The sequence below is a fragment of the Mycobacterium sp. SMC-19 genome (assembly GCF_045310815.1).
Taxonomy (GTDB): domain Bacteria; phylum Actinomycetota; class Actinomycetes; order Mycobacteriales; family Mycobacteriaceae; genus Mycobacterium.
In genome coordinates this window covers 31206-54162 of record NZ_JBJIAM010000003.1, presented here as the reverse complement: position 1 = coordinate 54162, position 22957 = coordinate 31206, and the positions used below count along the sequence as shown (strand labels likewise).

Annotated in this window: 24 protein-coding genes; 7 read left to right on the top strand and 17 right to left on the bottom strand. The window is 67.2% G+C overall.

All coding sequences use genetic code 11. The features are described from left to right. Positions 1 to 4: 4 nt before the first annotated feature. The 4 genes from ACJH5R_RS07765 to ACJH5R_RS07750 all read right to left on the bottom strand — a co-directional run bounded on the left by ACJH5R_RS07765 (position 5) and on the right by ACJH5R_RS07750 (position 2341). Entirely contained in the window at positions 5 to 631 is a 627-nt protein-coding gene (locus tag ACJH5R_RS07765; RefSeq protein ID WP_406781674.1) for a hypothetical protein, read from the bottom strand. After that, the gene (locus ACJH5R_RS07760) at positions 628 to 1416 is read right to left on the bottom strand and encodes a hypothetical protein (RefSeq protein ID WP_406781673.1); all 789 of its coding nucleotides are present in this window, start codon (positions 1414 to 1416) and stop codon (positions 628 to 630) included. Before ACJH5R_RS07760 ends, ACJH5R_RS07765 begins: the two co-directional genes overlap by 4 nt. A gap of 135 nt (positions 1417 to 1551) precedes the next feature. After that, a complete protein-coding gene (locus ACJH5R_RS07755) occupies positions 1552 to 1953 on the bottom strand; it encodes a hypothetical protein (RefSeq protein ID WP_406781672.1) in 402 nt (133 codons plus the stop codon). Next, positions 1946 to 2341, bottom strand: coding sequence for a hypothetical protein (locus tag ACJH5R_RS07750; protein WP_406781671.1), 396 nt, complete (start codon positions 2339 to 2341; stop codon positions 1946 to 1948). Before ACJH5R_RS07750 ends, ACJH5R_RS07755 begins: the two co-directional genes overlap by 8 nt. A 142-nt stretch (positions 2342 to 2483) precedes the next feature. Between ACJH5R_RS07750 and ACJH5R_RS07745 the strand changes: the two genes are divergently transcribed. Then, positions 2484 to 2996, top strand: a complete 513-nt coding sequence (locus ACJH5R_RS07745) for a hypothetical protein (RefSeq protein ID WP_406781670.1) — start codon at positions 2484 to 2486, stop codon at positions 2994 to 2996. A gap of 40 nt (positions 2997 to 3036) precedes the next feature. Here the strand turns inward: ACJH5R_RS07745 and ACJH5R_RS07740 are convergent, their stop codons facing one another. Genes ACJH5R_RS07740 through ACJH5R_RS07705 form a run of 8 tightly spaced genes read right to left on the bottom strand, consistent with a single transcriptional unit; the run spans position 3037 to position 12259 of the window. After that, positions 3037 to 4602 carry an MCE family protein gene (locus ACJH5R_RS07740; RefSeq protein WP_406781669.1) on the bottom strand — a complete coding sequence of 522 codons (1566 nt, stop codon included), beginning with the start codon at positions 4600 to 4602 and terminating at the stop codon, positions 3037 to 3039. After that, positions 4602 to 5801 (bottom strand): MCE family protein, encoded by a 1200-nt coding sequence (locus ACJH5R_RS07735; RefSeq protein WP_406781668.1) that lies wholly within the window; start codon positions 5799 to 5801, stop codon positions 4602 to 4604. Before ACJH5R_RS07735 ends, ACJH5R_RS07740 begins: the two co-directional genes overlap by 1 nt. Continuing rightward, positions 5801 to 7270 (bottom strand): MCE family protein, encoded by a 1470-nt coding sequence (locus ACJH5R_RS07730; RefSeq protein ID WP_406781667.1) that lies wholly within the window; start codon positions 7268 to 7270, stop codon positions 5801 to 5803. Before ACJH5R_RS07730 ends, ACJH5R_RS07735 begins: the two co-directional genes overlap by 1 nt. Next, positions 7267 to 8349, bottom strand: coding sequence for an MCE family protein (locus tag ACJH5R_RS07725; RefSeq protein WP_406781666.1), 1083 nt, complete (start codon positions 8347 to 8349; stop codon positions 7267 to 7269). Before ACJH5R_RS07725 ends, ACJH5R_RS07730 begins: the two co-directional genes overlap by 4 nt. Next, complete coding sequence (locus ACJH5R_RS07720) at positions 8349 to 9380, bottom strand: MCE family protein (protein ID WP_406781665.1); 1032 nt, start codon at positions 9378 to 9380, stop codon at positions 8349 to 8351. The genes ACJH5R_RS07725 and ACJH5R_RS07720 overlap by 1 nt, the downstream gene beginning before the upstream one ends. Then, positions 9377 to 10564, bottom strand: coding sequence for an MCE family protein (locus ACJH5R_RS07715; protein ID WP_406781664.1), 1188 nt, complete (start codon positions 10562 to 10564; stop codon positions 9377 to 9379). Before ACJH5R_RS07715 ends, ACJH5R_RS07720 begins: the two co-directional genes overlap by 4 nt. Positions 10565 to 10585: 21 nt before the next feature. Continuing rightward, positions 10586 to 11434 (bottom strand): MlaE family ABC transporter permease, encoded by an 849-nt coding sequence (locus ACJH5R_RS07710; RefSeq protein ID WP_406781663.1) that lies wholly within the window; start codon positions 11432 to 11434, stop codon positions 10586 to 10588. A gap of 12 nt (positions 11435 to 11446) precedes the next feature. Next, positions 11447 to 12259 (bottom strand): MlaE family ABC transporter permease, encoded by an 813-nt coding sequence (locus ACJH5R_RS07705; protein WP_406781662.1) that lies wholly within the window; start codon positions 12257 to 12259, stop codon positions 11447 to 11449. Positions 12260 to 12466: 207 nt separating this feature from the next. Here ACJH5R_RS07705 and ACJH5R_RS07700 point away from each other — a divergent pair, with 207 nt between their 5' ends. Both ACJH5R_RS07700 and ACJH5R_RS07695 read left to right on the top strand, forming a co-directional pair. After that, positions 12467 to 13294 carry an SDR family NAD(P)-dependent oxidoreductase gene (locus ACJH5R_RS07700; protein ID WP_406781661.1) on the top strand — a complete coding sequence of 276 codons (828 nt, stop codon included), beginning with the start codon at positions 12467 to 12469 and terminating at the stop codon, positions 13292 to 13294. A gap of 40 nt (positions 13295 to 13334) precedes the next feature. Next, a complete protein-coding gene (locus ACJH5R_RS07695; RefSeq protein ID WP_406781660.1) occupies positions 13335 to 13787 on the top strand; it encodes a hypothetical protein in 453 nt (150 codons plus the stop codon). A 133-nt stretch (positions 13788 to 13920) separates the two neighbouring features. Here ACJH5R_RS07695 and ACJH5R_RS07690 read toward each other — a convergent pair whose 3' ends face one another. Together ACJH5R_RS07690 and ACJH5R_RS07685 are read right to left on the bottom strand one after the other, a co-directional pair. After that, positions 13921 to 14934, bottom strand: a complete 1014-nt coding sequence (locus ACJH5R_RS07690; protein ID WP_406781659.1) for a lipase — start codon at positions 14932 to 14934, stop codon at positions 13921 to 13923. Then, on the bottom strand, positions 14931 to 16361 hold the full coding sequence (locus ACJH5R_RS07685) for a M28 family peptidase (protein WP_406781658.1): 1431 nt from the start codon (positions 16359 to 16361) through the stop codon (positions 14931 to 14933). Before ACJH5R_RS07685 ends, ACJH5R_RS07690 begins: the two co-directional genes overlap by 4 nt. A gap of 98 nt (positions 16362 to 16459) precedes the next feature. Between ACJH5R_RS07685 and ACJH5R_RS07680 the strand changes: the two genes are divergently transcribed. Then, entirely contained in the window at positions 16460 to 17500 is a 1041-nt protein-coding gene (locus ACJH5R_RS07680; RefSeq protein ID WP_406781657.1) for an Lrp/AsnC family transcriptional regulator, read from the top strand. Here the strand turns inward: ACJH5R_RS07680 and ACJH5R_RS07675 are convergent. After that, a complete protein-coding gene (locus ACJH5R_RS07675) occupies positions 17478 to 18338 on the bottom strand; it encodes an SDR family oxidoreductase (RefSeq protein WP_406781656.1) in 861 nt (286 codons plus the stop codon). The genes ACJH5R_RS07680 and ACJH5R_RS07675 overlap by 23 nt on opposite strands. A gap of 61 nt (positions 18339 to 18399) precedes the next feature. On the opposite strand from ACJH5R_RS07675, the gene ACJH5R_RS07670 reads away from it, so the two are divergent. Then, positions 18400 to 19275 (top strand): NAD(P)-dependent oxidoreductase, encoded by an 876-nt coding sequence (locus ACJH5R_RS07670; protein WP_406781655.1) that lies wholly within the window; start codon positions 18400 to 18402, stop codon positions 19273 to 19275. A gap of 5 nt (positions 19276 to 19280) precedes the next feature. Here ACJH5R_RS07670 and ACJH5R_RS07665 read toward each other — a convergent pair whose 3' ends face one another. Together ACJH5R_RS07665 and ACJH5R_RS07660 are read right to left on the bottom strand one after the other, a co-directional pair. Then, positions 19281 to 20102 carry an SDR family oxidoreductase gene (locus ACJH5R_RS07665; RefSeq protein ID WP_406781654.1) on the bottom strand — a complete coding sequence of 274 codons (822 nt, stop codon included), beginning with the start codon at positions 20100 to 20102 and terminating at the stop codon, positions 19281 to 19283. A 157-nt stretch (positions 20103 to 20259) separates the two neighbouring features. Then, positions 20260 to 21192, bottom strand: coding sequence for an enoyl-CoA hydratase (locus ACJH5R_RS07660; RefSeq protein ID WP_406759639.1), 933 nt, complete (start codon positions 21190 to 21192; stop codon positions 20260 to 20262). Between the two features lie 99 nt (positions 21193 to 21291). Here ACJH5R_RS07660 and ACJH5R_RS07655 point away from each other — a divergent pair, with 99 nt between their 5' ends. Beyond that, positions 21292 to 21465, top strand: a complete 174-nt coding sequence (locus tag ACJH5R_RS07655) for a hypothetical protein (protein WP_109403096.1) — start codon at positions 21292 to 21294, stop codon at positions 21463 to 21465. Next, positions 21466 to 22950 (top strand): trehalose-6-phosphate synthase, encoded by a 1485-nt coding sequence (locus tag ACJH5R_RS07650; RefSeq protein ID WP_406781653.1) that lies wholly within the window; start codon positions 21466 to 21468, stop codon positions 22948 to 22950. The last annotated feature ends 7 nt before the right edge of the window (positions 22951 to 22957 follow it).

Sequence of the window (22957 nt, the reverse complement as noted above, 5' to 3'; positions counted from 1 at the left end):
GACTTCACACCGGGTCGAGCGCAGAGATCAGCCAACGGGCGTCCACCTTGGCCAGACTCACCACCACGCTGCTGGCGGTCAGCGCCGGTTCTGGGCGTTCCCGGCTCACGGTTTCCTGGTTGAGGAACAACAGCACCTTCGCGTCGTTCGGCCGGATCTCCATCAGCCCCGCGTTCACCACCTGCGCAGCCGCCTGAATTCCCTTGGTCCGTACGGCCGGCGCGACGACTTCGTCGGTGAACTTGCTGTAGTAGGTCAAGAAGTCGCCGGCCATCAGCGTCCGGGCCCGTTCCATGTCGTGGTCCAGGGTCTCCGGCGCGTACGACAGCAAGGCCACCGTCGCCGATGACGCGGCACGCACCGCCTCGTCGGCGGCTGCGGTATCGGACTGCCGGGACGGACGGTAGGCGGTCAGGTACAGCACCGTCGCCAACACGGCCGACACCGTCAGTACCACGCCGAGAAACAGCGGCCTCCGACGTGCGGTGAGCACCGCCTTGATGCGGTCGCCCAGACCGGGCCCGGGCGCGGTGTCGGCGACGCGGATGTCCGCACCGGGAGAGTCGGCTGTCTGGACCCGAATGCCTTCGTCCTCAACGGTTTCTGGAACGGCAACATCGTCGACCGTCACGGTACGAACTCCACTTTCGACATTTTGATCTGGTCTCCTTCACGCTGCAGATCGACGGTCAGGCGCCACCTTCGAGGGGCTTCTTCGGCCCCTGCCGCGTTGGTCACGGTGGACGACGCCGACACCAGGACCACGGCGGAGTCCGCCGTCATCGACTGGACGGCAGCGACGTTCGCTGTCGCTTTGGTGGTCACCTTCGCATCCTTGGCGACCCTGCTGAAGTCGTCCGCAGCTCCGAGGAATTCTTCGCGGAAGGGACCTGTCGAGTTGTCGACGATTCGCTGCACACTGCCCTGCGGGTCGTGGAAGTCGATCGACATCAACGTGACCACGGCCTGACGTGCGGCAGCCACGAACTCAGCGCGGTCCCGTTCGACTGCCCGCACCTTGTGCTGCTGTCTCAGCATCAGCCCACTCGCCATCAGCAGGGCGATGCTGCACAGCACGACGGCCATCGCGGCCAGGTGCCGCCACCGGAATCCGGACAGCCGATTTCGGGCCCGCGTGCGCCAGGACGTGTCGGACTCCACCGCGGAGACGCCGCCGAGCTCGACAGCGTTCGGTGTCACGTCGGCGTCCAAGTCGGCGTCGGCGCCCTGAACCTGCTGCTTGAGCCGGATGGCTCGAGCGCGGGCCTGGGCCGCCATCGCTTCGGCCTCGGCAGCCTCGGCTTCGGCTCGCTCGGCCAGTGTGCCGGCATCCTCGGCTGCCGACTCAGGCGATTCGACCGCCGTGTGCTGCGCGGAAGGCTTCACCTGGTCGACGATTTCCTCGGTTTTCGACATAGATCCCACCGGTTTCCCTTCGCCGGGCCGATAGCGGCCGACCTCGGCACACTAAGGCCGGCCGTTGTTGCTGTGACGTCGGCTTCCCACCCAGTGGGCCGTAGCGCACAATGTCCGGTCAGCCGTGGCGTTCGCTCACCAGTGGCGCAACGCGCACAGGGCTCCCTTGGGCCCGTCGGCGGTGGCCACCACCGCTCCGTCCACCTTCAACTCACACCGAAACCTCGGCTCCCCCGGCGAACGGCCACTGGTGGCCGTCACCATCGCCCACCGCTGCGGATCGACCAGCGTGGCGTGAAACACCCACGGGTTGCCGGGCCCCACGTCCACCCGCACCTTGGGGCTGAACTCGTAGGGGTTGTGGCTGTAGTCGGCCCACGTCGGCGGATCGGTGTCCCGGTAGTAGATGTCAGCGGACACCGGGGATTCGGTGGTCACGGTGTACACGATCTCGTGCGGACCGGGGTTGTCCGCGTGCGCCGGTACGCCCAGCAGGCAATAAGCGGCGACCGCCGCCGCGAGCACCACCCTACCCATCACCACGACTCCAGCGCGGGGCCCCGTTCTTCGACTGGCAGCTCAGGAACAGCCCGTCGGGGGCCTGCGCCACCCAGTTCTCGTAACCTGCACAGCTTGAACCCAGTTCCTTGATTCCTGCCATCGACGGCGACCGGAAGTATCGCGGCTCGTAGCGCCGCGGCGATCCGCAGAACACCAGCCTGTCCGGCTGGATGGACGGCCCGGCGACAGCAGTCCCGAAGACGTAGTAGGCGGTGTCTTGACATGGTTGCCCCAGGACGACGCCGGTGGTCAGGCCGGGGACACAGGACGGGTCGTCGCACGACGCCGGCTCCGCCGCGGCGGGCACCGCCGCCGTCAACGCCGCGGCCGATAGCACCGCAGCCAGTAACGCTCTTCGCCGCATACTTGGGGACTCTGGCAGGCGGCCGGCGTTCTACGCTGCCGATGGTCCACTCAGCGGACATATTGGCTTACTGCCGGTCCCGGCCGGTGTTTACTTCGGACGCCGCAGTCTCCGTGCCCAAGACCAGTCCGAGGAGCATGTCATGCCACGTTGGTCCGCAGCCGCGGCTGTCGTCGCTGCGGCGGCCCTGGCCGATGCCGCCTCCGGCGCGACCGCCCAGGCCGATCATCCCGACTGGGGCATCAACGGCACCTACACCGCCACCTCCAACGGCGAATGGGCGCGAAAGAACGACTTCTTCTACGAACAGGCCAGCCGGCGCAGCACGTGGACGGTCAACACCATGTGCAGTTACCCGGGCGAGTGCACCGGGACCGTGAGCAGCGACGAGAACTGGACGGCGCCGATCTATTCGAGGAGTTGGATCTGGTACGTCAAGCACCCCATCGACAACTGGGTCCCCTGCCCGGATGGCAGCACCGCGCCGGGACTACAGACCTTTCGATTCAAAGCGATGACGCCGGACGGCGCGAACGCCGACCCGTCCTCGACGACCCTGGTCGGCGAAGACACCACCATCGGCCCCAGCGGTGCCTGTGGGGCGAGCAAAGCGGTCTACATCAACATGCCCTTCAAGCTCGTCAAGATCGGCTGAACCGGCCGATCCCCTGAGCTGCTGAGGTAACCCGACTGCCTTACTTCGGCAGCATGTCTTGCCATTGCAGGGCGCCCGGGCGCACCAGATCGGCCTGGGTGTACACCTTGCCGTCCGGCGCCGCGTACTGGCCGGTACCCGGGTTGTACGTGGCAAATCCCACCGAGGGTCCGGCGGCGTTTGAGGCGTAAGCACTCGGTGCGGCGGGCACGGCACCCTCGATCGGCCCCCCAGCCGGTGGCCCGGGCCTCTCGGCCGGCGGCGGCACCGGATTGACCTCCGGTGCGCTCGGGGCGGCCGCCTGCGGAGCCTCAGCGGGCCCGAAGATCTGATCCCCGAAGGTGATCCGGTCGTCCGGAGGTACGCCCTGGGCGATCAAAGCAGGATCGATCGGGTACGGGCCGGTGGCATGCTGGCGCATCGCCAGCGGCTCGAAGGGCTTGTCGCTCTCGCAGATCTCCACCGTCGGCGCGCGCTTGCCGGGCTGGGCCATGCACGGGAAGTTCCGCGCACCGCGCACCCCGATCGCAGAGTCCTGTGGGAGTTTGCAATACAGGCCGTCGGGCGTGTCCACGTCGCTCAGGTCCGCCGGCGAACGCCACGACGACGGCGGCAGGAAGCCGACCGAACAGGCCGGCGGGTCGCCGAGCGTCAGGCTGAACTCCGAAAGTGCCATGCCCGTAGGGTTGTTCAGCGAAGACCCGTAGGACTGGGTGGCGGCCAGATAGGGCGGCAACAACACCAGCAGCTGCTCGATCGATCGATGGTAGACAAGGCCGATCTGGCCGACCGTGGTCAGATTGGCCAGCAGCACCGGCAGTGTCGGCTTGACCTGGTCGAGCAGGCGCCTCGCTTCGTCGGCCGCGCCCGGGCCGGTGCGGAGTATGGTTCGAACCTCCGAATCACGAGCAGCCACCTGTTCGGTGATTCCCGCCAGGCTGCGGGCCCACGTCCGGATCGCATCCACGCTCTCGGCTTGACCGTCCAACAACGGCCGACTGTCGTCGATCAAGCTACGCGTGCTGTCGGCGACGGTGTTGAGCCGGGCGGCCAGCTCGCTGGAATTCTCGAACAAGGCACTCAGATCGTTGCCGGTTCCGTTGAGCGCCTTGAAGGATTCGTCGAGAACGCGACCCAGCTTGCCGGTGGGGATGCTGCTCACCAGCTCGCTCATCTGATCGAGCATCGGCCCGACCGGTTTCGGCAGCGACACGTTCTCGGCGGCGATGGTGGAGCCGTTCTTGAGATAAGGACCCGCATCGGTACGCGGTACCAGATCGACGTACTGTTCGCCGACCGCGGAAACGCTGCGCACGTTGGCCTGCAGGTCGGCGGGGATCTTCGGCGAGGACGTCAACGACATCGACACTTCGGCGCCGCTTCGGGTGGGCCGGATGTCGGTGACCTTGCCCACCTCCACGCCCCGGTAGGTCACGTTGGAGAACTTGTACAGGCCTCCGGTCGAAGGCATCTCAAGCTTCACCGCGATTCGCCCGATGCCGAGCAGCACCGGAGCCTGCATGTAGACGAAGACCATTGTGCTGACGCCGATCACCGAAGCGATCGCAAAGATGATCAATTGGCTACGAACGAAACGGGTCAGCATCAGTTGCCGCCTTGCGCCGGTGGTGGGGAGGCCTGGCCGCCGTCCGTCTCAGCAGTGGAGAGCGGGGGCAGCGGCGCCAACTCGGTGGGAGGCGGGCCCAGCGGCGCCTTCAGCGGATCCCGAGTGTAGGTGTTGTACCAGGGATCCCCCGGCGCCGGTACGAACGATGCACCGGGCTCACCCCACCGGGTTCCGAGCAGTATTCCGCTCTTCAGGCGGGGAATCGTGAAGTCGAACACGATGAACTGGTTCATGTAGTCGCCGCGGATGCCGCGGTCGATGAAATCCTGCGTGTACGGGTAGGTGGGCAGGTAAGACAGCGCGGTCATCAGATCCGGCCCCACATCGGCCAACGCCCGCACGGTCGGCTCGAGATTCTCGAGGTTTCGGACGATGTCGGCCTGCGAGTCGTTGAGGAGTTGGTTCGCGGTCGCACTGAACCCACCCAGTCTGTCCAGCGCGGTGACCAGTCGTGGCCGCTGCCTGTTCAGCACTTCAAGGGCGCCGGGGATGCGGTTCAGGGCGGCCGTGAGGACCTCTCGCTGCCCAGCGAACGTCTGTGCCATCCGGTTCAGTGACGAGACCGTGGCAATGATGTTGTCGTGCTGGTTGTCCAGCATGGTCACCACGGTGTTCATCCGGGTCAGCAGATCGCGGATCTGAACCTGGCGCCCGTCAAGGGCGGCGTTGAAGTTGTGGACGATGTCGCCGATGCGGGTCAGACCACCGCCGTTGACGACCACCGACAGCGACGACAGGGTCTGCTCGGTGGAGGGGTAGGTCGAGGACTTCGACAGTGCAATGGTGGTGCCGGGCTGCAGTCGTCCGGTGGGCGCTTCGCCCAGCGGAGGATCCAGGGCCAGATGCATCGAGCCCAGCAGGCTGGTCTGCCCCACGGCGGCTACCGCGTTGGCGGGAATCACCACGTCGGGCCGAACCGAGATCTCGACGTTCGCGTGCCAGTTGTCGACGGTCATCCGGCGAATCGCACCGACCACCACATCGTTGACCATGACCGGTGAATTCGATTCCAAGGTACCGACATTCGCGATCTGCACCTGGTAGGTCACGGCGCCGGAACCGGTTCCCACCGTGCCGGGCAACGGCAGCGAGTTGAGTCCCTCGAACGTGCATCCCGAGGTGAGCAGGACCGTGGTGCACGCGAGTGCGGCCAGCCTCCGGATGGACCTGGTTCTCATCACGGCGTACCTCCCGGGCTCGACAGGCCGGCTCCGCCGGGCAGCAACAGCTCGGTGACGTCCGACGCCGACGGCGCCGGAGGCGGTGGCACCCCCACTCCCGGAGGGACGGGCGCGCCCGGGTACAGGGCCGGGTGGCGATGTGCGGGCAAGCCGTCGGGCGAGTACGCCCCAGGCGGATGTGATGGATCGGTCCATCCGGGCGGCGGCGGCACATCGCCGACCCCGGTATAGGCCGACACCGCCGGCGGGATCTCCTGCGGAGCCGGCGTGGTCCCCCCTCCTCCGGGTGCCAGAGCGGGATCGGAGTAGATCACGTTCTTGGGGGCGGGCCCCAGATAGGCGTTGAAGGGCAGCGGGAGATAGTTGAAGTTCATCAGCCGCAGCGCAGGTCCCAAATACTGGGCGCATGCCTTGCCCGACGCCTCGGCGGTGACGTTCTCGACCGCTGCGATGGCTGAGCAGATGGTCGCGACCGGGTTCGCGAAATTGTTCATGGCAAAGGATCCGCGGGGACCGCCGGTGTCCGGGTTGTAGATGTTGTAGCCGTTGACCAGAGCATTGGGCGCGGCGTGTAGAACGTTCTTGACGACCATGCTGTTGTCGGCCAGCACCTGCGTCACATCGGCCAGTCGTTCGAGCTGTTCGGCGGTCTGTGCACGGGAGCCGGCGATGAACCGCTGGATCTTGCCGACGACACCCGAGAGTTCGTTGATGGCGGAGTCGAGGTCGGATCGGCTGCCGTCGATCACGCTCGTGACGTCGGCGAGGCGATCCTGAAATTGGACGATCTGGGTGTTGCTGTCGCGCAGTGCGGCGACGAATGTCTGGAGATTCGTGATGACTCCGGCGATGTCGCCGCTGCCCTTTCCGAGGACCCTGCCGACGTCCGCCAACTGTGTGATGGTCTCGCGCAGCTTCTCGCCGTTGCCCGACATGGCGTCGGCGGTGGTGTCGATGAAGCGCCCCAGCGAGGTGTTCGACACTCCGCTGGAGGGACCCAGGTCGGTGGCAAGGCGGGTGAGCTGTTCCTTGATCTCGTCCCATTCGACCGGCACGGCCGTTCGGTCTTCGCTGATCTCAGCACCGTCACGCATGGTGGCGCCGCTGGCCTGTGGGCTGGACTCGTAGGCGGGCGTCAGCTGCACGTACCGGGCGGAGACCAGGCTGGGCGCCACGATGATGGCCTTGGCATCTGCGGGAATGGGCACGGCGCGATCCACGGCCAGGATGACCCGGGCGCGAGTTCCCAAGGGCTCGATGGATTTGATGGTGCCGACGCGCACGCCGACCACGCGGACCTCGTCGCCGGGATAGATGGCCGTCGCCGATGTGAAGTAGGCGATGATCGTCCTGGGGCCCACGAACTTCTGATAGCCGACGAACGCCAGGGCTCCGGCTACCAACAGCACCACGCCGAGGGCTAGGAGGTTCTTCGCCCGGCGATCGAGGCGCATGCCGAGGCTCATCGCGATCCTCCGGGAATGCCGTTGTAGGGGAAGGGGAACTCGGCGCGCGGCCCGGCGTTGTCGGGCGGTTGTCCGGCATTGACACCGCGCCGGAATCCGAGTGCGTAATCGAGGAATGGCTGAATCGCCGGGCCGGGCAGCAGGTTGGAAGCAAACCCGTAGTAGTAGAAGCCGTTGTTGACAGCCTCGCCCTGGGTCAGCTGGTACTTGGCCAGGCCCGTGAGGGACTTCTCCAGATTCTCCCGGTTGCGTTGCAGCACCTGCGTGACCGTGTTGAGCTGGGTGAGCGTGGGAGCCAATTCCTGCTCGTTGTCGTCGACAAGTCCGGACAACTGTTGTGCCACTGCCGAAGAGTTGGCGAGCAGATCCACGATCGCGTGCCGGCGGTCCTGCAACACTGCGAGCAGGTCGTTGGCATTGAGGATCAGCCGATTCACCTGTTGACTGCGTTCCGAAAGGATCCCGGTGACGTCAGCGGCGGACGCAAGCAGGCCGCTCAACGATTCGTTGCGGTTATTCAGCGACCTGGACAGCCGGCTGATCCCGTCGAAGGTGGGCGCCAGTTGGGGTGCGAGCCGTTCGATGGTCGCCGACAAGGTGTCCAGCGATTGATTGATGGTGGCGGTATCGGTCGCAGCGGTGTTCGACGTGAACTCACCGAGCGCATCGGTGAGCGAGTACGGCGAAGTGGTCCGGGTCACCGGGATGAGGCCGCGGGACCCAATGCTGCCGGCGCCGCGCGGCTCGATGACCAGAACCCGCTCACCGAGCAGGGTCCCGATGCCGATGTGCGCCGTGGTGTCTCTGCCGAGGCGTACCTTGCTTTCGACGGCGAAGGTCACCAACGCTTTACCGTGATCGAGCGCAACGCCGGAGACCGTGCCCACATTGACGCCCGACACTTTCACATTGTTCCCGGCGGACAGCCCGCCCGCCTCGGCGAACAACGCCTGGTACCTGATCGACGTCGCCATTGCCAAAAGCTGCTTGGGTTGCAGCCCGACCATGATGATCAGCGCCATCAGCACCAGACCAAGGAATCCCAAACGGAAAAGCGACGATTCACGGTATTTCAGCATCAGGGTTCGCCGCACCTTCCGGTGTTCTGGATAACCCACGGGAAGTGAGCAGTGCGGCCCTGCAGATCGGTCACCCGGATTGTGACACCGCAGATGTAGAGGTTCAGCCAGCTGCCGTAGGAGCCGAGCCGCACCAGCTTGCGGTAGTTCTGGGGTGTCTTCTGCAGCGTCAAATCGAGTCTGGCCATATCGGTTTCGTTCGCCAGCAGGGGCGCCAGTCGGGTCAGCTGATCCACCGTTCCCGACAGCGGCGGGCGTGCCTGGGTCAACAGGCCCGCCAACGAGGCCGTCCCGTTGTCGAGCGCGGTGATCGCCCTGCCGATCGGATCGCGTTCCTCGGCCAGTCCGCTCACCAGCCGCTCGAGGCCGTCCACCGCGCCAGAGAACTTCTTTCCGTCCCTGCTCAGTACTGCGAGCGTGTCGTTGAGGTTCTCGATCAGCTGCTCCACGGTGGACCCGTTGTCGGCCAACGCATTGGTGAACGACGACGTTCTGGCGAACAACGACTCCAGATCGCCGCCCTGCCCCTGAAAGACCTGGATCAAGGAGTTGGTCAACGCGTTGACGTCATCCGGGTTGAGGCCGGAGATGACCGGCTTGAGACCCCCGAGCAGCAGGTCGAGATTCAGGGCCGGCTCGGTCTGTTCGACTCCGAAGCGGGTTCCCGGCGGCTGGATTCTGGTGGACCCCGGGTTGTCGATGAGCTCCAGGTAGCGGTCGCCGACCAGGTTGAGGTACCGCACGGCGACCTTGGTGCTCTCGGTCAGCCGGACACCGTTGTCGGCATCGAAGGCGACCAGCACGGTGTTGTCGGGCTGCAATGCGACCTTACGGACAGTGCCGATGCGAATTCCCGCGACGCGCACCGAGTTACCGGCCTTGAGGCTGGAGGCGTCCTGGAACACCGCCGAATAGGTGTTGGTGGAGCCCGTCCGGTATTGGCTGAAGATCGCGAACAGCACCGCGGTCAGCATCACCATGGTCAGACCGAACGCACCGAGCTTGACCACTGTCTTCCCGAGCCCGGTCATCCTGGCTGGCCGATCTGTGCACTGTTGCGGGGCGGACCGTCGATCGGCCCGTACAGCGCCTGCTTGAGTCCGTCGGAGTTCAGCAGGATCCCCTCATTGCCGTACTGCGCCGGGTTGGCGTTGACATCGGTGATCACAAACGGTGGCCGTTTCTGGAATCCGACCTTAGGCAGGTCGGTGCACTGCGGCCCGCCGGTAGCTGCGACCTTGGGCAGGTTCTGCGGGTACCGGTAGCGCTCCTGCCCCAGCACCACCGTCTGCAGGAGCAGCCCGCCGGGCACCGGTGTGCCCGGCGCTTTGGCCAGTTCGACGGCTCCGCCCAAACCGCAGGTCAGTGCCTCGTGGTACTGGTTGGTCAGGTCTGTGGTCGGAGCGAGCAGATGCATGACGTCGGTGATCGCCTGACGGTTGGTGCCCACGACGTCATTGCCGGTGCCGGACAGGCCGATCACGCTGATCAGCAGCGTGTCGAGATTGTTCTGTTCGCTGACGACCGTCTCGCTGATCCGGGTCGCGGCCGCCGCCGCGTTGGTCAACTCTGGTGCCGCGTCGGCGTAGGCATTGACCACGGCCGGCGCGACGGAAAGCTCGCGCTCCATCGCGGGCAGGCTCGGATCGATGCGCGCCAGGAACTGATCGAGGTCGGTCATCATCTGACCGATCCGGTCACCCCGGCCGTCCAAGGCGGTGGCCAGCGCCCCCAGCGTCTCGTTGAGCTTGGTGGGTTCGATCTTCTGCAACACCGTGGACAGCCGCTCGAAGACCGAGTTGATCTCGACCGTGACGTGGTCGGTGTCGAGCACCTGACCGGTCTGCAAGGAGCGCGCCGACGGATCGGCCGGCGGAACCAAGTCGACGAACTTCGACCCGAACACTGTCGATGAAGCGATGCCGACATGGACGTTTGCCGGAATGACTTCCATATACGACGGATTCATGGCGAGGTGCAAAGCAGCGCGTCCATCGGGAAGCTGCTCGATTGACTTCACCGAACCAACTTGCGCCCCATGTAGTTTCACCTTTGCGCCGGCATCCATGACCAGACCGGCGCGCTGTGACAGCACCGTGACGGGCACGGTAGCGGTGAAGCTGCCCCGGAAGAATCCCAGGGCCAGCACAACAATGGCCACGGCCACCGACACGGTGGCCAGTCCCAGCAGCGTGCGTGGTGTCTTCGTAGTCATCGCCATCAGTGCTACGCCCGCCTAGCCCGACAGGTTGAAGTTGCCGTTGGCCCCATATACGGCCAGCGATACCAACAGCGTCACCGAGATCACGACGACCAATGACGTCCGAACGGCCGTCCCCACGGCCACGCCTACACCCGAAGGGCCGCCGGCGGCGAAGAAGCCGAAATAGGTGTGCACGAGCAGGACCGCGATAGCCATCAGGATCGCCTGCAGAAACGACCACATCAGGTCTATTGGATTGAGGAACGTGCTGAAGTAGTGGTTGTACAGGCCGGCGGACTGCCCAAACATCACCACGGTCGTCAGCTTGCTGGCGGCAAAAGACAGGATGACCGCGATCGAGTACAGCGGCGTGATCGCAACCATTCCGGCCACGATGCGGGTGCTCACCAGATATTCGACGGCGCGGATACCCATGGTCTCCAAAGCGTCGATCTCTTCGTTGATCCGCATGGCGCCCAACTGCGCAGTGACACCCGCGCCGAACGTGGCCGCCAAGCCGATCCCGGCCACCACCGGCGCCGATATCCGCACGTTGATGAAGGCGGCCAGAAACCCGGTCAGGGCCTCAATGCCGATGTCGCCGAGCGAGCTGTAACCCTGTACCGCCAATGTGCCGCCCGCAGCCAGGGTGAGGAATCCGACGATGACGACAGTGCCGCCAATCATCGCCAATGTGCCAGCCCCCATGCTGATTTCGGCAATCAGCCGGATCACCTCGTGACGATAGCTCCTGGCGGCGTGCGGAACGCCGCCCAGGGCGCGGCCGTAAAACGCGGTGTGATCGCCGATCCGGCCGATGGTCTCGATCGGTCTGTTCAGTTCCCGCGCCAATTGCGGGTGAAGCGCACGTATGCCAACCATCGATGCGCCCGGCTAGTCCGATGTCATCTGGATGCCGATGGCCGTAACCACCACGTTGACCACGAACAGCGCCATGAAGGCGTACACAACCGTCTCGTTGACGGCGTTACCCACCGCCTTGGCTCCGCCACCGCTGATCGTCAGACCGCGGTAACAGGCCACCAGCCCGGCGATCAGGCCGAACAGTGCCGCCTTCACACACGAGATGATCACTTCGGGAACCCCGGTGAGCAGTGTGATGCCTGCGGCGAATGCGCCGGGATTGACGCCCTGGATGAAGATCGAGAAGGTGTAGCCCCCCAGGATTCCGATGATCACGACGAGGCTGTTGAGCAGCAGGGCCACCACACCCGATGCCAACATCCGCGGCGCCACCAAGCGCTGAACGGGGTTGATGCCGAGCACCTCCATGGCATCGATCTCTTCACGGATGGTGCGCGACCCCAGATCAGCGCACATCGCGGTGGCGCCGGCGCCGGCCACGATCAGCACCGTCACCATGGGCCCGACCTGGGTTACCGCCCCGAACGCCGCTCCGGCACCGGAGAGATCCGCCGCGCCCAGCTCCCGCAGCAGGATGTTCAGTGTGAAGCTGACCAGGACGGTGAACGGGATGGCGACCAGCACCGTGGGCATCAGCGACACCCGGGCCACGAACCAGGCCTGCTCCAGCAGTTCCCTGCCCTGGAACGGCCTGCGGAACAAGAACTTGACCGCGTCGGCCGACATCGCGAGCAGGCCGCCGACCGCCTGCATGGTTCCGGTTCCGCCGGATCCGAGCGCCCGCAATCCTGAAGACCAGCGGTCGTGGGCACTGTTCACCATGTACCGCAAACCCTTCGCTGGTGGTTCGACCGAACCCTGTCACCGACTCGCCGGCTCGGCGGCCAAAGACACGGTGACAGCCGAAGGTGTCCGGCGACACACCGTGTCCCACCTATCGGGAGGCGTCGCAGCGCCCGAGCGCGGCGGGCGGGAACGTAGCCTGCTGTCCGGACGCATCACGACCATCACAGCGACAGGAGTACCCCTGTGTCACTGCCCACCGAGCCCTCCCGCGGTCTCTCGCGCTACGTCGACCGGCGAGCACTGATCACCGGCGGAGGATCCGGCATCGGTCAGGCCTGCGTGCTTCGGATTCTCGCCGAGGGGGGCCAGGTGGTCGCCGCGGACATCAGCGCCGACGGTTTGCGCGACACGGTCGCCAAGGCCGGCGAACTCGCAGGCCGCCTGTCGACGGTGCAGATGGACATCAGTGACGAGCTGTCGGTCCGCGCGGGCGTGTCCCAAGCGCTCGAGCTGCTGGGCGGCTTGGACACGCTGGTCAACGCCGCCGGAATCCTTCGCTCCTCCCATCTGGCCCAGACCACCCTGGCCGACTTCGAGCAGGTGATCCGTATCAACCTCGTCGGCACCTTCCTGGTGACGCGGGAGGCCATCGCGGCACTGCACGAAGGCAAGGGGCCGTCGGTGGTGAACTTCAGCTCGACCTCCGCCCACTTCGCCCACCCGTACATGGCGGCCTACGCGGCATCCAAGGGCGGCGTGCTGTCGATGACCCACGCCTGGGCCATGGAGTTCTCGCGAGCCGGCATCAGGTTCAATTCGGTTCAACCCGGCTCGATTGCCTCGGGCATGACCGATGGGTCGGGTTCATCGCGGCAAAGCATCGGCCCCGGACTGCCTGACGACGTGGATTTCGGCCTGTTCACCAAAGTCGCCCCGATGCTGCCACTCGACGGCGGAGCCATCTTCGCCAACCCGGATGCGGTGGCGGGCGTGGTGGCCATGCTGGGCAGCGATGACGCGTACTTCATCACCGGAACCGAGGTCCGGATCGATGGCGGCTCCCACATGTAGGGACAGCGATGCCAGCCAGCTGCGATCGATGGAGGACAGAATGAAGGTCACGGGTCTGCTGTGCGCCCTTTCGGTGTTGGGAGCGGCCGGAGTATTCGCCGCCCCGTCAAGCTATTCCGAGCCGTTCTTCGCGAACTACCAACTCGTGCTGCCGGACCGCCAGGACTTTCACACCTGGACGTGGGCGGTATCGCACTGTGTGCCGGCGGCGCCTGGATGCGCGCACATCCAGGCGATCCCGATGCCCGTAGCCAAAGCTTTCGAATACTCCGGCGAAGCCCACCTTGCTGACGGTCGTTACACCCTGACCCTCGATATCCCTGACGGACTGCGTTGTGGCAACATCTACTACGGACCCGTCATCCCAACGCGTGACGAGTACTCCTGGGACGCAACCACACTGCAAGGGACTCTGACTTCAGCGTTTGCGGCCGGCTGTGGTGGGACGCCGGGGGGAGTTCTTACCTACCCGTTTGCACTGGTTCGTCTCTGAGACCGCTTGGAGGGCAGCTGCCAGCTGTCTCGTCTGCACAGAGATCTGCCGGATGTCGCGGGTGCACCACTAGGACTTCGGTGTCTTGGTAAACGACCTCAACCGCACCAGGTCACCGGACCACCCTCGAACGTCACTGCCAGAGCTTCCCCCGACACCAATCCGCAGCGGCGGCCGCGGCGAGATCGACTGTGCGTGAGTGCATACCGTTCCACCAGTGCAGCTCGACGTCGGTGCCGCGTGCGCGGTGCAACCGGGCCAGGCGGCGGGTGAGCCAGCAGGGTGCCACCTCATCGAATCGGCCGGCGTCGATGCGTAGGGGAACGCCGGCGGGCAGACGCAGGTCGGCCACCTCATCGGCCCGAAACGAGTCGAGCAGGTGCTGGCGCACCTCGGTCCCCCTCGGCCCCAGCAGGGCGCGGGGCGCGAGCGCGCCGAAGGAGTCGCTTCCGCACAGCTCGCTCAGGCAGCGTTCGCCCAAGTGCGGCCATAGGGCCAGCGCCTCGCGGCTCAGCCCGCCGTCCGCCAACAGCGTCCGCAACGGCTCCGTCGTCGTCGCCGCGCCGTCGATCATCAGGGCGATGAGCGCCGTCACCACCTGGAATCCGGGCAGCACGACCGGTAGTCGCAGGGCTGCCCCGATCGTCTGGCCCATCCGGGTCACGGGTGTGAAGGCGACCACGGCGCGCAGGTCGAACCCCTCGATGGGTCCGGCAGCGACGGCGTGCAACGCCGCGAGAGCCCCCGCGGAGTGGCCGGCGCTGATCCACCGACCGTCGAGCGGCCATTGCTCGCGGGCCCACGCCAGCAGGTCACGCACGCTGCGCCCGAGGGAGGCGCCGCGCAGGTACGGGTGCGGGCCCGGGCTGCCAAGGCCCTCGTAGTCCGGTTGGAGGACCACCGCGCCGGCGGCGGCCAGCCGCGAGACGAACGCGTCACCCTGGTGGATGCGGCGCGACTCGGGATGGCCAGTCGTGGCCAGGCTCGGCGCGGCCCGGTCCGAACCGCCGGTCGTCATGTGGCCGTACGTCACGACCGGCCAGCCCGATGCCGGTGGCGGACCGTCCGGCAACCACACCAGTCCGGTCTGCGTCATCGGTTCGCCATCGATCGACGTCGACCCGAACGCCACGGAGTCGACGATCACCAGCGGCCCCGCGGGAGCAGGCGACGTAGGCGCCGCGGGACGAAGCCGATCCGTCCTGCCGGCCGGTTGTCGGCGGCGTCGATGAGGTCGACGAAGGCCCGGCCCACGGCCTCGAGCTGGTCGACGTCCACCTGCTCGATGGTGTCGGCATCGTCGTAGAGGTACAAGGGGCCCGAGACGAGGCTGATCGTGGGCACGCCCGCTGCCAGAGTGAACGAGGCGTCCGTGGGGATGCCGCCGACGAGGAACTCCAGGGCCGTCGCGTTGAGCACCGAGGTGGAGTGCAGTCCGCGGCGGCGAATCGTGCGGACCAACTGCCACTTCAACGCGGGACCGACGTTCTCGAAGAAGGCGCGTGGCTCGGTGTCGCGCAGCGTCTCGAACCCGCCGCCGGTGCCGACGCGAGACCGCAGGCCCACGTGCTCGACCGTGAGGTTGAGGGCCAGCGGGAAGGGGCTCTGCGGGTCCAGGGCGTACTGGCGGGCGAAGCGTTGGTGGGCCTGGTAGCCGGTGAAGTGGGTGTCGAAAGTGACGAACATCAAGGTCTTCTCGCGGGGGCCGGCCAGGCGGGCACGAGCGACCTCCTCCTCGGCAATCGCGATGACCTCGGCGGTGCCGCTGGCATCCTCGACGGCGCCGGGACCGACCGAGTCGTGGTGGGACTGCACCATGATCGTCTCGGCGGAGCGGCCCCGCAGGACGCCGACGACCGTCGACGATCGGACGCGTTCGCGGGTCGAATCGAGGGTGAGCGTCGCGCGCGGTTCCTCGCGCAACAGGGTGCGCAGGCGCGCGCCGCCGCCGCGGGTGACCCAGACACCCGGCAGTTCCATGAGTGCGCGCCGGTAGTACTCGTTGTGGTAGGCCAACGACTCCGGATACTCGGCCAGCACGCCGATCACGCCGACGGCGCCAGCTGCCTTCGCCTCCGTCATGACCCGGGTCAGCGTCGTCAGGTATGGGTTGCGCGACGTGAGCACCTCGCGGCGCAGCATCCGCCGACCGGGGTCGTGGACGTACTCGGCGAGCGGCAGCAGGCTGGCCTGGCTCATCGTGAACCTCAGGTCGAACAGCACGAGGCGTCCCCGCACGTCGTGACGTGCGATCCGGTCGGAGCGTGCGTCGACGACCTCGGCGGTGAGCCCGTCGGGTCCGGTCGACCACGCCCCCACGGCGTCGTGGGCCGGCAACTGGCTGTGCCGCACGGGTGAGGCGGGCACCTGCTCGTGACCGACGCGCACGCCCACGCGCGGCGCCTGCCAGCGGAAGGCGTCGTCCGGCTCGATCCAGACTTCATCGAGGCCGGCGGCGGTCAGCCGGTCGCGCACGTACGCGGCGGCCGCGTAGCCGCCCGGGGTGCCGGTGGCGCGGGGGGCGAGGTCGACGAGGTCGGCGATGGTGGCTACGAGTTCGCCGGTGCGGATCACCTTGCGACCTTAAGTTGATCCGACGCTTTCCCATGAAACTCTGCGCTGTTCCGACATAAGACTGACCGCTCACGCAGGATTTCGCTATTCTCGGGCTCGTGAATGGGCCCTTGCCTGCGGCGTGGCGGCCCCCCGAACCCCTGGCCGAGATCGACCTCGCCCTCATTCACGCCCTCCAGGTATGGCCGCGGGCTCCCTGGCGTGCGATCGGGGCGGCCCTCGGCGTCGACCCCGCGACCGCAGCGCGCCGATGGCAGCGACTCGTCGACGACCGGCTCGCCTGGCTCGTCGTCCGGCCGAGCGCGCAGCAGTTGGCCCCCGATCGCGACGCAACGCTGGTCCGCCTGGCCTGCCGCCCGGGCTCAGCGGCGGCGGTGGCGACCGGGATCGCCGAACGCGAGGACGTCCTGGCCGTCGACGTGCTGGCGGGAACGGACGCCGTCGCCGCGATCCTGCTCGGCCGTGGCCTTGCTCCGCTGCACGACGAGGTCGAACGGCTCGCCGCCGAACACCCCGACGTGACCGGGGCGCGCACGGTCTTCCTCAGCGCCGTGCACCGCGAGGATGCCCAATGGCGGCTTCGGGTGCTGTCCCCGGCCCAGCAGGCCCACCTCGGGAGAGCCCACACGAACACGGTCGACCGCGGGCGGCCACCCCGTCCCGAGGTTGTCGCCGACCTGACCGCCGCCCTCGGCGAAGATGCCCGGATGAGTCTGGCTGACCTCGGCGGACGCTTGGGGACCTCCGAAGTCGCCGCCCGGCGAGTACTCGATCGGGCGTTGCGGACCCAGTCGATCCGGTTGGGCTGTGACGTCGTGGCGCCGGCGGTGGGCGCGGGTCGGGCCGTTCTGCTCGAGGTCGAGGTCGAGGATCCGCACGGTGCCGGGCGGGCGATCGCTTCGCTGCCGCCGGTGCTGCGCTGCGCCACGGTCGTCGGTCCGGCGAACCTCGTGCTGGTGGCGCGATTCGTGTCGCTGGCCAATCTGGCGGAGTTCGAGTCCGCGGCGGCCGCCCTGGCTCCCGGCTGGCAGGTCCGCGACCGCGCCACCGTCACGCACCCGGTGAAGCGTCAGGGTCGGCTACTCGATGCGGACGGTCGAGTGCGCAGCGACCGACCTAAACCTGACGCGTCTTGGTGAACGACCTCAACCGCATCAGGTAGCGCGGCACTCCCGACAATCCGAGACTGCGCGGCCAATCGTCGCCGCGGAAGTAGGCGTCGGTGCCCCCGTCGACGAAGATGACGCTGCCGCACAGGAATTCCGCGGCATCCGAGAGCATGAACATCATCCAGTCGGCCAGCTGTGCCGGATCGCCGTACCCGCCGACCGGCACCGGGAACGACTGAACAGCCTTGGCCTGCTGGGGTATCGCCAACAACTCGTCGAGCAGTGGGGTCTGGATCGCCCCGGGCGCCAGCACGTTGAGCCGGATCCCGGCGCCGGCCCACGCCGGAGTCACCGCGTGCCGGCGCGCCCAGCGGGTCACCGCGATCTTCGATGCGCCGTAGGCCATCGACGGCGCCGCGGGGCCCAGCAGCTTCACCGTGCGCACCGCTCGTGCCGTCTTGCCGGCGAGCAGGGCATGCACGGCCCGACGGGGAACGGCGGGGATGGTGGTCGACGAATTGCTGCCGATCACTACCACCTTGGCTCGGGCAGCGGCGGCCAGCGCCGGCCGCCACGCGTCGAGCAGCTCCACCACCCCGCGGAAGTTCACCTCGAAGATGGTCCGGGGCATGCTCGGTCCCGGCTTCGGGCCCAGCCCGGCCGCCATGACGGCGCCGTCGAGGCGGCCGCCGCACTGGGCCAGCACCTGTTCGGCGGCGGCGGATCGTCCGGTCGGGCCGGACAGGTCCGCAACGACGTCGGCGTCGCGCAGGTCGACCCCGATCACGGTGTGACCGGCCTCCCGCAGTTTCTCCGCCGCCTGGCGTCCCATGCCGGATGCCGACCCGGTCACCGCGTAAACACCCACGAGACGTCCTCCTCTGGCCTTTGCGTTCCGTCCTACAGACATACAGGGCAAGGTGGACACCATGCACGTCGGATTCATCGGACTCGGGAACATGGGCAATGCGATGGCCGCCAACCTGCTCAAGGCGGGCCACGCCGTCACCGCCTACAACCGGTCACCGGCCAAGGTGGATGCCCTGGCCCAGCAGGGCGCCACGGCGGCGCGCACGGTGGCCGACGCCTGCCGCGGCGACGTGGTGCAGACCATGCTGGCCGACGACGACGCCGTCGAGAACGTCGCGCTCGGCCCGGGTGGCGTTGTGGCGTCGTTGCCACCGGGCGGGACCCACATCTCGTCGAGCACCATCAGCGTGGCGCTCGCCCGACGGCTCACCGCCGCGCACGCCGACGCGGGGCAGTCCTATGTGGCCGCACCGGTGTTCGGCCGGCCGGAGGCCGCCGCGGCGGCAAAGCTCTTCGTGATCGCAGCGGGGGCACCCGCAGTGCTGGATCTGGTGACGCCGCTTTTCGAGGCGATCGGTCAGCGGACCTTTGTGGTGTCCGAGCAGCCGTACACCGCCAATCTGGTGAAGCTGTCCGGCAACTTTCTGCTCGCCACCGTCATCGAGTCGCTCGGTGAGGCCATCGCGTTGGTGGCGAAGGCCGGCGTGGATCCGGTGAACTACGTCGACATCCTCACCTCGACGCTGTTCAACGCCCCGGCGTATGCCACCTACGGCGACCTGATCGCCCGCAAGAGCTTCGAGCCGGCCGGTTTCGCCGCCACCCTCGGCCTCAAGGACGTCCGGTTGGCGTTGCAGGCCGCCGAGGAACTGACCGTGCCGCTGCCGCTGGGCAGCCTGCTGCGCGACCGTTTCCTGGCGCTGCTCGCCAACGGCGGCGGACAGTTGGACTGGTCGGCGATCACCACCCTGGCCGAACGCGACGCGGGGCTCTAGGACCGCTAGCCTTCGACCACTCCGCGCAGCCCGTCGGCCCCGAACGCCGGCTCCAGCATCGAGGAGAAGTCCGGGCCGCGGCGCAGCATCTGCCCGCCGTCGACGTTGATGACCTGACCGGTGATGTAGCCGGCCGCGTCGCTGAGCAAGAACAGCGCCAGGTTGGCGACATCTTCGACCTCGCCGGGCCGCGGCAGCGGGGTCGAGACGCGGTAGTCCTCACTGAGCTCGGGCGAGTCCAGAATCGGGGCGACCAGCTCGGTGCGGGTCAGGCCCGGGCGGATGCTGTTGACCCGCACCCAGGAGGCACCCAGCTCGTCGGCGGCCAGCTGCATCATGTGGTCCAGCGCCGACTTGGTCGGGCCGTAGGCACCGAACCAGCGGTGGGTGTTGCTGGCCGCGATCGAGGAGATCCCGACGAACGAACCCCCGCCGCCGCGCACCAGCGCCCGGCCGGCGTGCTTGAGCACGTACATGGTGCCGTTGACGTTGAGGTCGACGGTGCGCCGCCACAGCTCCGAGTCGATCTGGGTGATCGGCCCGATGGTCTGCGATCCACCGGCGCAGTGCACCACCCCCTGCAGCCGGCCGGTCTCGGCCACGGCGGCATCGACGGCGGCGATCACACTGTCCTCGTCGGTGACGTCGGTCGGCAGGTGACGGACGGTGTCGCCCAGCTCGGCAGCCACCTTCGCCAATCGATCGGCGTCTCGCCCAACGATCAGAACATCGGCGCCCGCGGCCGCCAGCCCGGCCGCCACGGCCTTGCCGATGCCGCTGCCACCGCCGGTGACCAGGTAGCTGCGGTCTTCAAAGGAAAGCTGCACACCGACCCCTCACATCGAAACTGAAACAGGTTCTACCTATGGAACCACGCGTCAGGCCGCCGCCCCCGCCGAACGTGAAGTTGGCTTCACGCTCACGCGTCGGGTGTGAAGCCAACTTCACGCTCGGCGAGAGCAACGAACGACGGGTGGCTCCCAGTCAGGGTTGATCGCGGCGGGCCACGGCGGTGGGCCGGGCGGTGCGCCAGTCCTCGACATCGGGCGGCAACCCCAACGGGGCCCGGTTCTCGTTGTGAGCCGACCAGTGCGCGTGACCCAGCTGATGGATGTGGAAGCCGTGCCGCAACGCCTCGGTGAAGCCCATCGCGTCGGCGGCTCCGTTCACCGAGTCCTTGATCAACAGCGCGGCCATGGTGGGCAGCTTCGCGATACGTCGGGCGAACTCCAGCGTCTTGTCCGCCAGCTCATCGGTGGGGAACACCTTCGACACCATGCCCAGCCGGTGCGCCTCGTCGGCGTCCAGCGAGTCCCCGGTCAGCAGCAGCTCCTTGGCCTTGCGGGGGCCGAATTCCCACGGGTGGGCGTAGTACTCCACACCCGGCATGCCGAGGCGCACCCCGACCACGTCGGAGAACCGAGCATTCTCGGCGGCCACGATCAGGTCGCAGGCCCAGATCAACATCAGCCCGGCAGAGATGGCGTTGCCCTGCACCTGCGCGATGGTGATCTTGCGCAGGTCCCGCCACCGGCAAGTGTTCTGGAAGAAGAAGTGCCACTCCTGCAGATACGTCTTCTCCACGACCGGCTCGCGGGTGGCGCCGTGCGATTGGAACGTCGGGTGCTGCGCCGGACCGGGGCGCCGCTCGAGCAACGTGGCCTCCGAACCCAGGTCGTGGCCGGCAGAGAAGTTCTTGCCGCGCGCGGCCAGGATCACCACCCGGACGGTGTCATCGGCCTCGGCGCGGCCGAACGCTTCATCGAGCTGCACCAGCAGGGTGCGATTCTGCGCGTTGTGCACGTCGGGGCGGTTCAGCCAGATCCGGGCGATGCGCCCGTCGTCGAGCAATTCGTAGTCGACCAGGCGATCCGAAGTATCGCCAGCCTGCTCCGATGCGGTGTCCGATGTGACCATTGCCTCCGCCCTCGTCGTCTTCGCATCACAGGCTACGGCGGCCGGCCTGAGCTGCCCGAGCCAGGTGTGACACAGCGCGCACTTCGCTAGAGTCAATGCATGCCTGCTAAATCCGAACACGCCGACATCGAGGACGTGGAACCGCTGGCCGACAGCACCGCGCGCCAGGCCCGGCGAGTGGTCGCCGCGTATGCCGAGGACGCCGACGAATGTCGGGTGTTCCTGTCCATGCTGGGGATCGGGCCCGCGACACCCGACAAGAACGGGGCGTAGATGCCGGAGGCCGTCGGTTCAGCGAGGCTCGACGAAGGAGAGCCGAAACTGGAACCGCCGCATGAACCGGGAGAGTCCGATTTCGTCGTAGTGGCCAACCGGCTGCCGATCGACATCGAGGTGCTCCCGGACGGTACGACGGCGTGGAAGCGCAGCCCCGGCGGATTGGTCACCGCACTAGAGCCTCTGCTGCGTAAGCGCCGCGGCGCCTGGGTCGGCTGGCCCGGCAGCCTCGATGCGCCCGACGGGCCGATCGACATCGACGATCTGCGGCTGCATCCGGTTCCGTTGGACACCACTGATATCGCCGAGTACTACGAGGGTTTCTCCAACGCCACCCTGTGGCCGCTGTATCACGACGTGATCGTCAAACCGATCTACCACCGGCAGTGGTGGGACCGCTACGTCGACGTCAACCGCCGCTTCGCCGAAGCCGCGTCGCGGGCCGCCGCGCCGGGTGCCACGGTTTGGGTCCAGGACTATCAGCTGCAGCTGGTACCAAAGATGCTGCGGGATCTGCGCCCCGATCTGACCATCGGCTTCTTCCTGCACATCCCGTTCCCGCCGGTGGAGCTGTTCATGCAGCTGCCGTGGCGCGCCGAGATCGTCGACGGCCTGCTCGGCGCCGACCTGGTCGGCTTTCACCTGGCCGGCGGCGCCCAGAATTTCCTGTTCTTGGCCCGCAACCTGGCCGGCGCCGTCACGTCGCGAGGCTCAGTCGGGGTGCGCAGCCGGTTCGGCGAGGTGCGGCTGACCGATCGCACCGTGCGGGTCGGCGCCTTCCCCATCTCCATCGACTCAGGCGAACTGGACCGCAAGGCCCGGGAACGCGGGATCCGTCGGCGCGCCAAGGAGATTCGTGCCGAACTGGGCCATCCGCGCAAGGTCCTGCTCGGCGTGGACCGACTGGACTACACCAAAGGCATCGACGTCCGACTCAAGGCGTTCAACGAGCTGCTGGCCGAGGGACGCGCCAAACGGGACGACACCGTACTGGTGCAGCTGGCGACTCCGAGCCGGGAACGGGTGGAGAGCTACCAGATCCTGCGCGACGACATCGAACGTCAAGTCGGCCATATCAACGGTGAGTACAGCGAGGTCGGCCATCCGGTGGTGCACTACCTGCATCGGCCGGTCCCCCGCGACGAGCTGATCGCGTTCTTCGTGGCCAGCGACGTCATGCTGGTCACCCCGCTGCGCGACGGGATGAATCTGGTCGCCAAGGAATACGTGGCCTGCCGCAGCGACCTGGGCGGCGCCTTGGTCCTGAGCGAATTCACCGGTGCGGCAGCGGAATTGCGCCAGGCTTACCTGGTCAACCCGCACGACCTGGAGTGCGTCAAGGACGTCATCGAGGCGGCGGTCAACCAGACCCCCGAGGAAGGCCGTCGACGGATGCGTGCGCTGCGCCGTCAGGTGCTGGCCCACGACGTGGACCGCTGGGCGCGGTCATTCCTCGGCGCGCTGGCCGACTCCGCGGAGTAGCTCAGCC

What these genes read in the sequence shown, in the direction of transcription:
- ACJH5R_RS07760 (WP_406781673.1), bottom strand. Translation starts at nt 1,416, where the DNA reads ATGTCGAAAACCGAGGAAATCGTCGACCAGGTGAAGCCTTCCGCGCAG.
- ACJH5R_RS07755 (WP_406781672.1), bottom strand. Translation starts at nt 1,953, where the DNA reads ATGGGTAGGGTGGTGCTCGCGGCGGCGGTCGCCGCTTATTGCCTGCTG.
- ACJH5R_RS07750 (WP_406781671.1), bottom strand. Translation starts at nt 2,341, where the DNA reads ATGCGGCGAAGAGCGTTACTGGCTGCGGTGCTATCGGCCGCGGCGTTG.
- ACJH5R_RS07745 (WP_406781670.1), top strand. Translation starts at nt 2,484, where the DNA reads ATGCCACGTTGGTCCGCAGCCGCGGCTGTCGTCGCTGCGGCGGCCCTG.
- ACJH5R_RS07740 (WP_406781669.1), bottom strand. Translation starts at nt 4,602, where the DNA reads ATGCTGACCCGTTTCGTTCGTAGCCAATTGATCATCTTTGCGATCGCT.
- ACJH5R_RS07735 (WP_406781668.1), bottom strand. Translation starts at nt 5,801, where the DNA reads ATGAGAACCAGGTCCATCCGGAGGCTGGCCGCACTCGCGTGCACCACG.
- ACJH5R_RS07730 (WP_406781667.1), bottom strand. Translation starts at nt 7,270, where the DNA reads ATGAGCCTCGGCATGCGCCTCGATCGCCGGGCGAAGAACCTCCTAGCC.
- ACJH5R_RS07725 (WP_406781666.1), bottom strand. Translation starts at nt 8,349, where the DNA reads ATGCTGAAATACCGTGAATCGTCGCTTTTCCGTTTGGGATTCCTTGGT.
- ACJH5R_RS07720 (WP_406781665.1), bottom strand. Translation starts at nt 9,380, where the DNA reads ATGACCGGGCTCGGGAAGACAGTGGTCAAGCTCGGTGCGTTCGGTCTG.
- ACJH5R_RS07715 (WP_406781664.1), bottom strand. Translation starts at nt 10,564, where the DNA reads ATGACTACGAAGACACCACGCACGCTGCTGGGACTGGCCACCGTGTCG.
- ACJH5R_RS07710 (WP_406781663.1), bottom strand. Translation starts at nt 11,434, where the DNA reads ATGGTTGGCATACGTGCGCTTCACCCGCAATTGGCGCGGGAACTGAAC.
- ACJH5R_RS07705 (WP_406781662.1), bottom strand. Translation starts at nt 12,259, where the DNA reads ATGGTGAACAGTGCCCACGACCGCTGGTCTTCAGGATTGCGGGCGCTC.
- ACJH5R_RS07695 (WP_406781660.1), top strand. Translation starts at nt 13,335, where the DNA reads ATGAAGGTCACGGGTCTGCTGTGCGCCCTTTCGGTGTTGGGAGCGGCC.
- ACJH5R_RS07670 (WP_406781655.1), top strand. Translation starts at nt 18,400, where the DNA reads ATGCACGTCGGATTCATCGGACTCGGGAACATGGGCAATGCGATGGCC.
- ACJH5R_RS07660 (WP_406759639.1), bottom strand. Translation starts at nt 21,192, where the DNA reads ATGGTCACATCGGACACCGCATCGGAGCAGGCTGGCGATACTTCGGAT.
- ACJH5R_RS07655 (WP_109403096.1), top strand. Translation starts at nt 21,292, where the DNA reads ATGCCTGCTAAATCCGAACACGCCGACATCGAGGACGTGGAACCGCTG.
- ACJH5R_RS07650 (WP_406781653.1), top strand. Translation starts at nt 21,466, where the DNA reads ATGCCGGAGGCCGTCGGTTCAGCGAGGCTCGACGAAGGAGAGCCGAAA.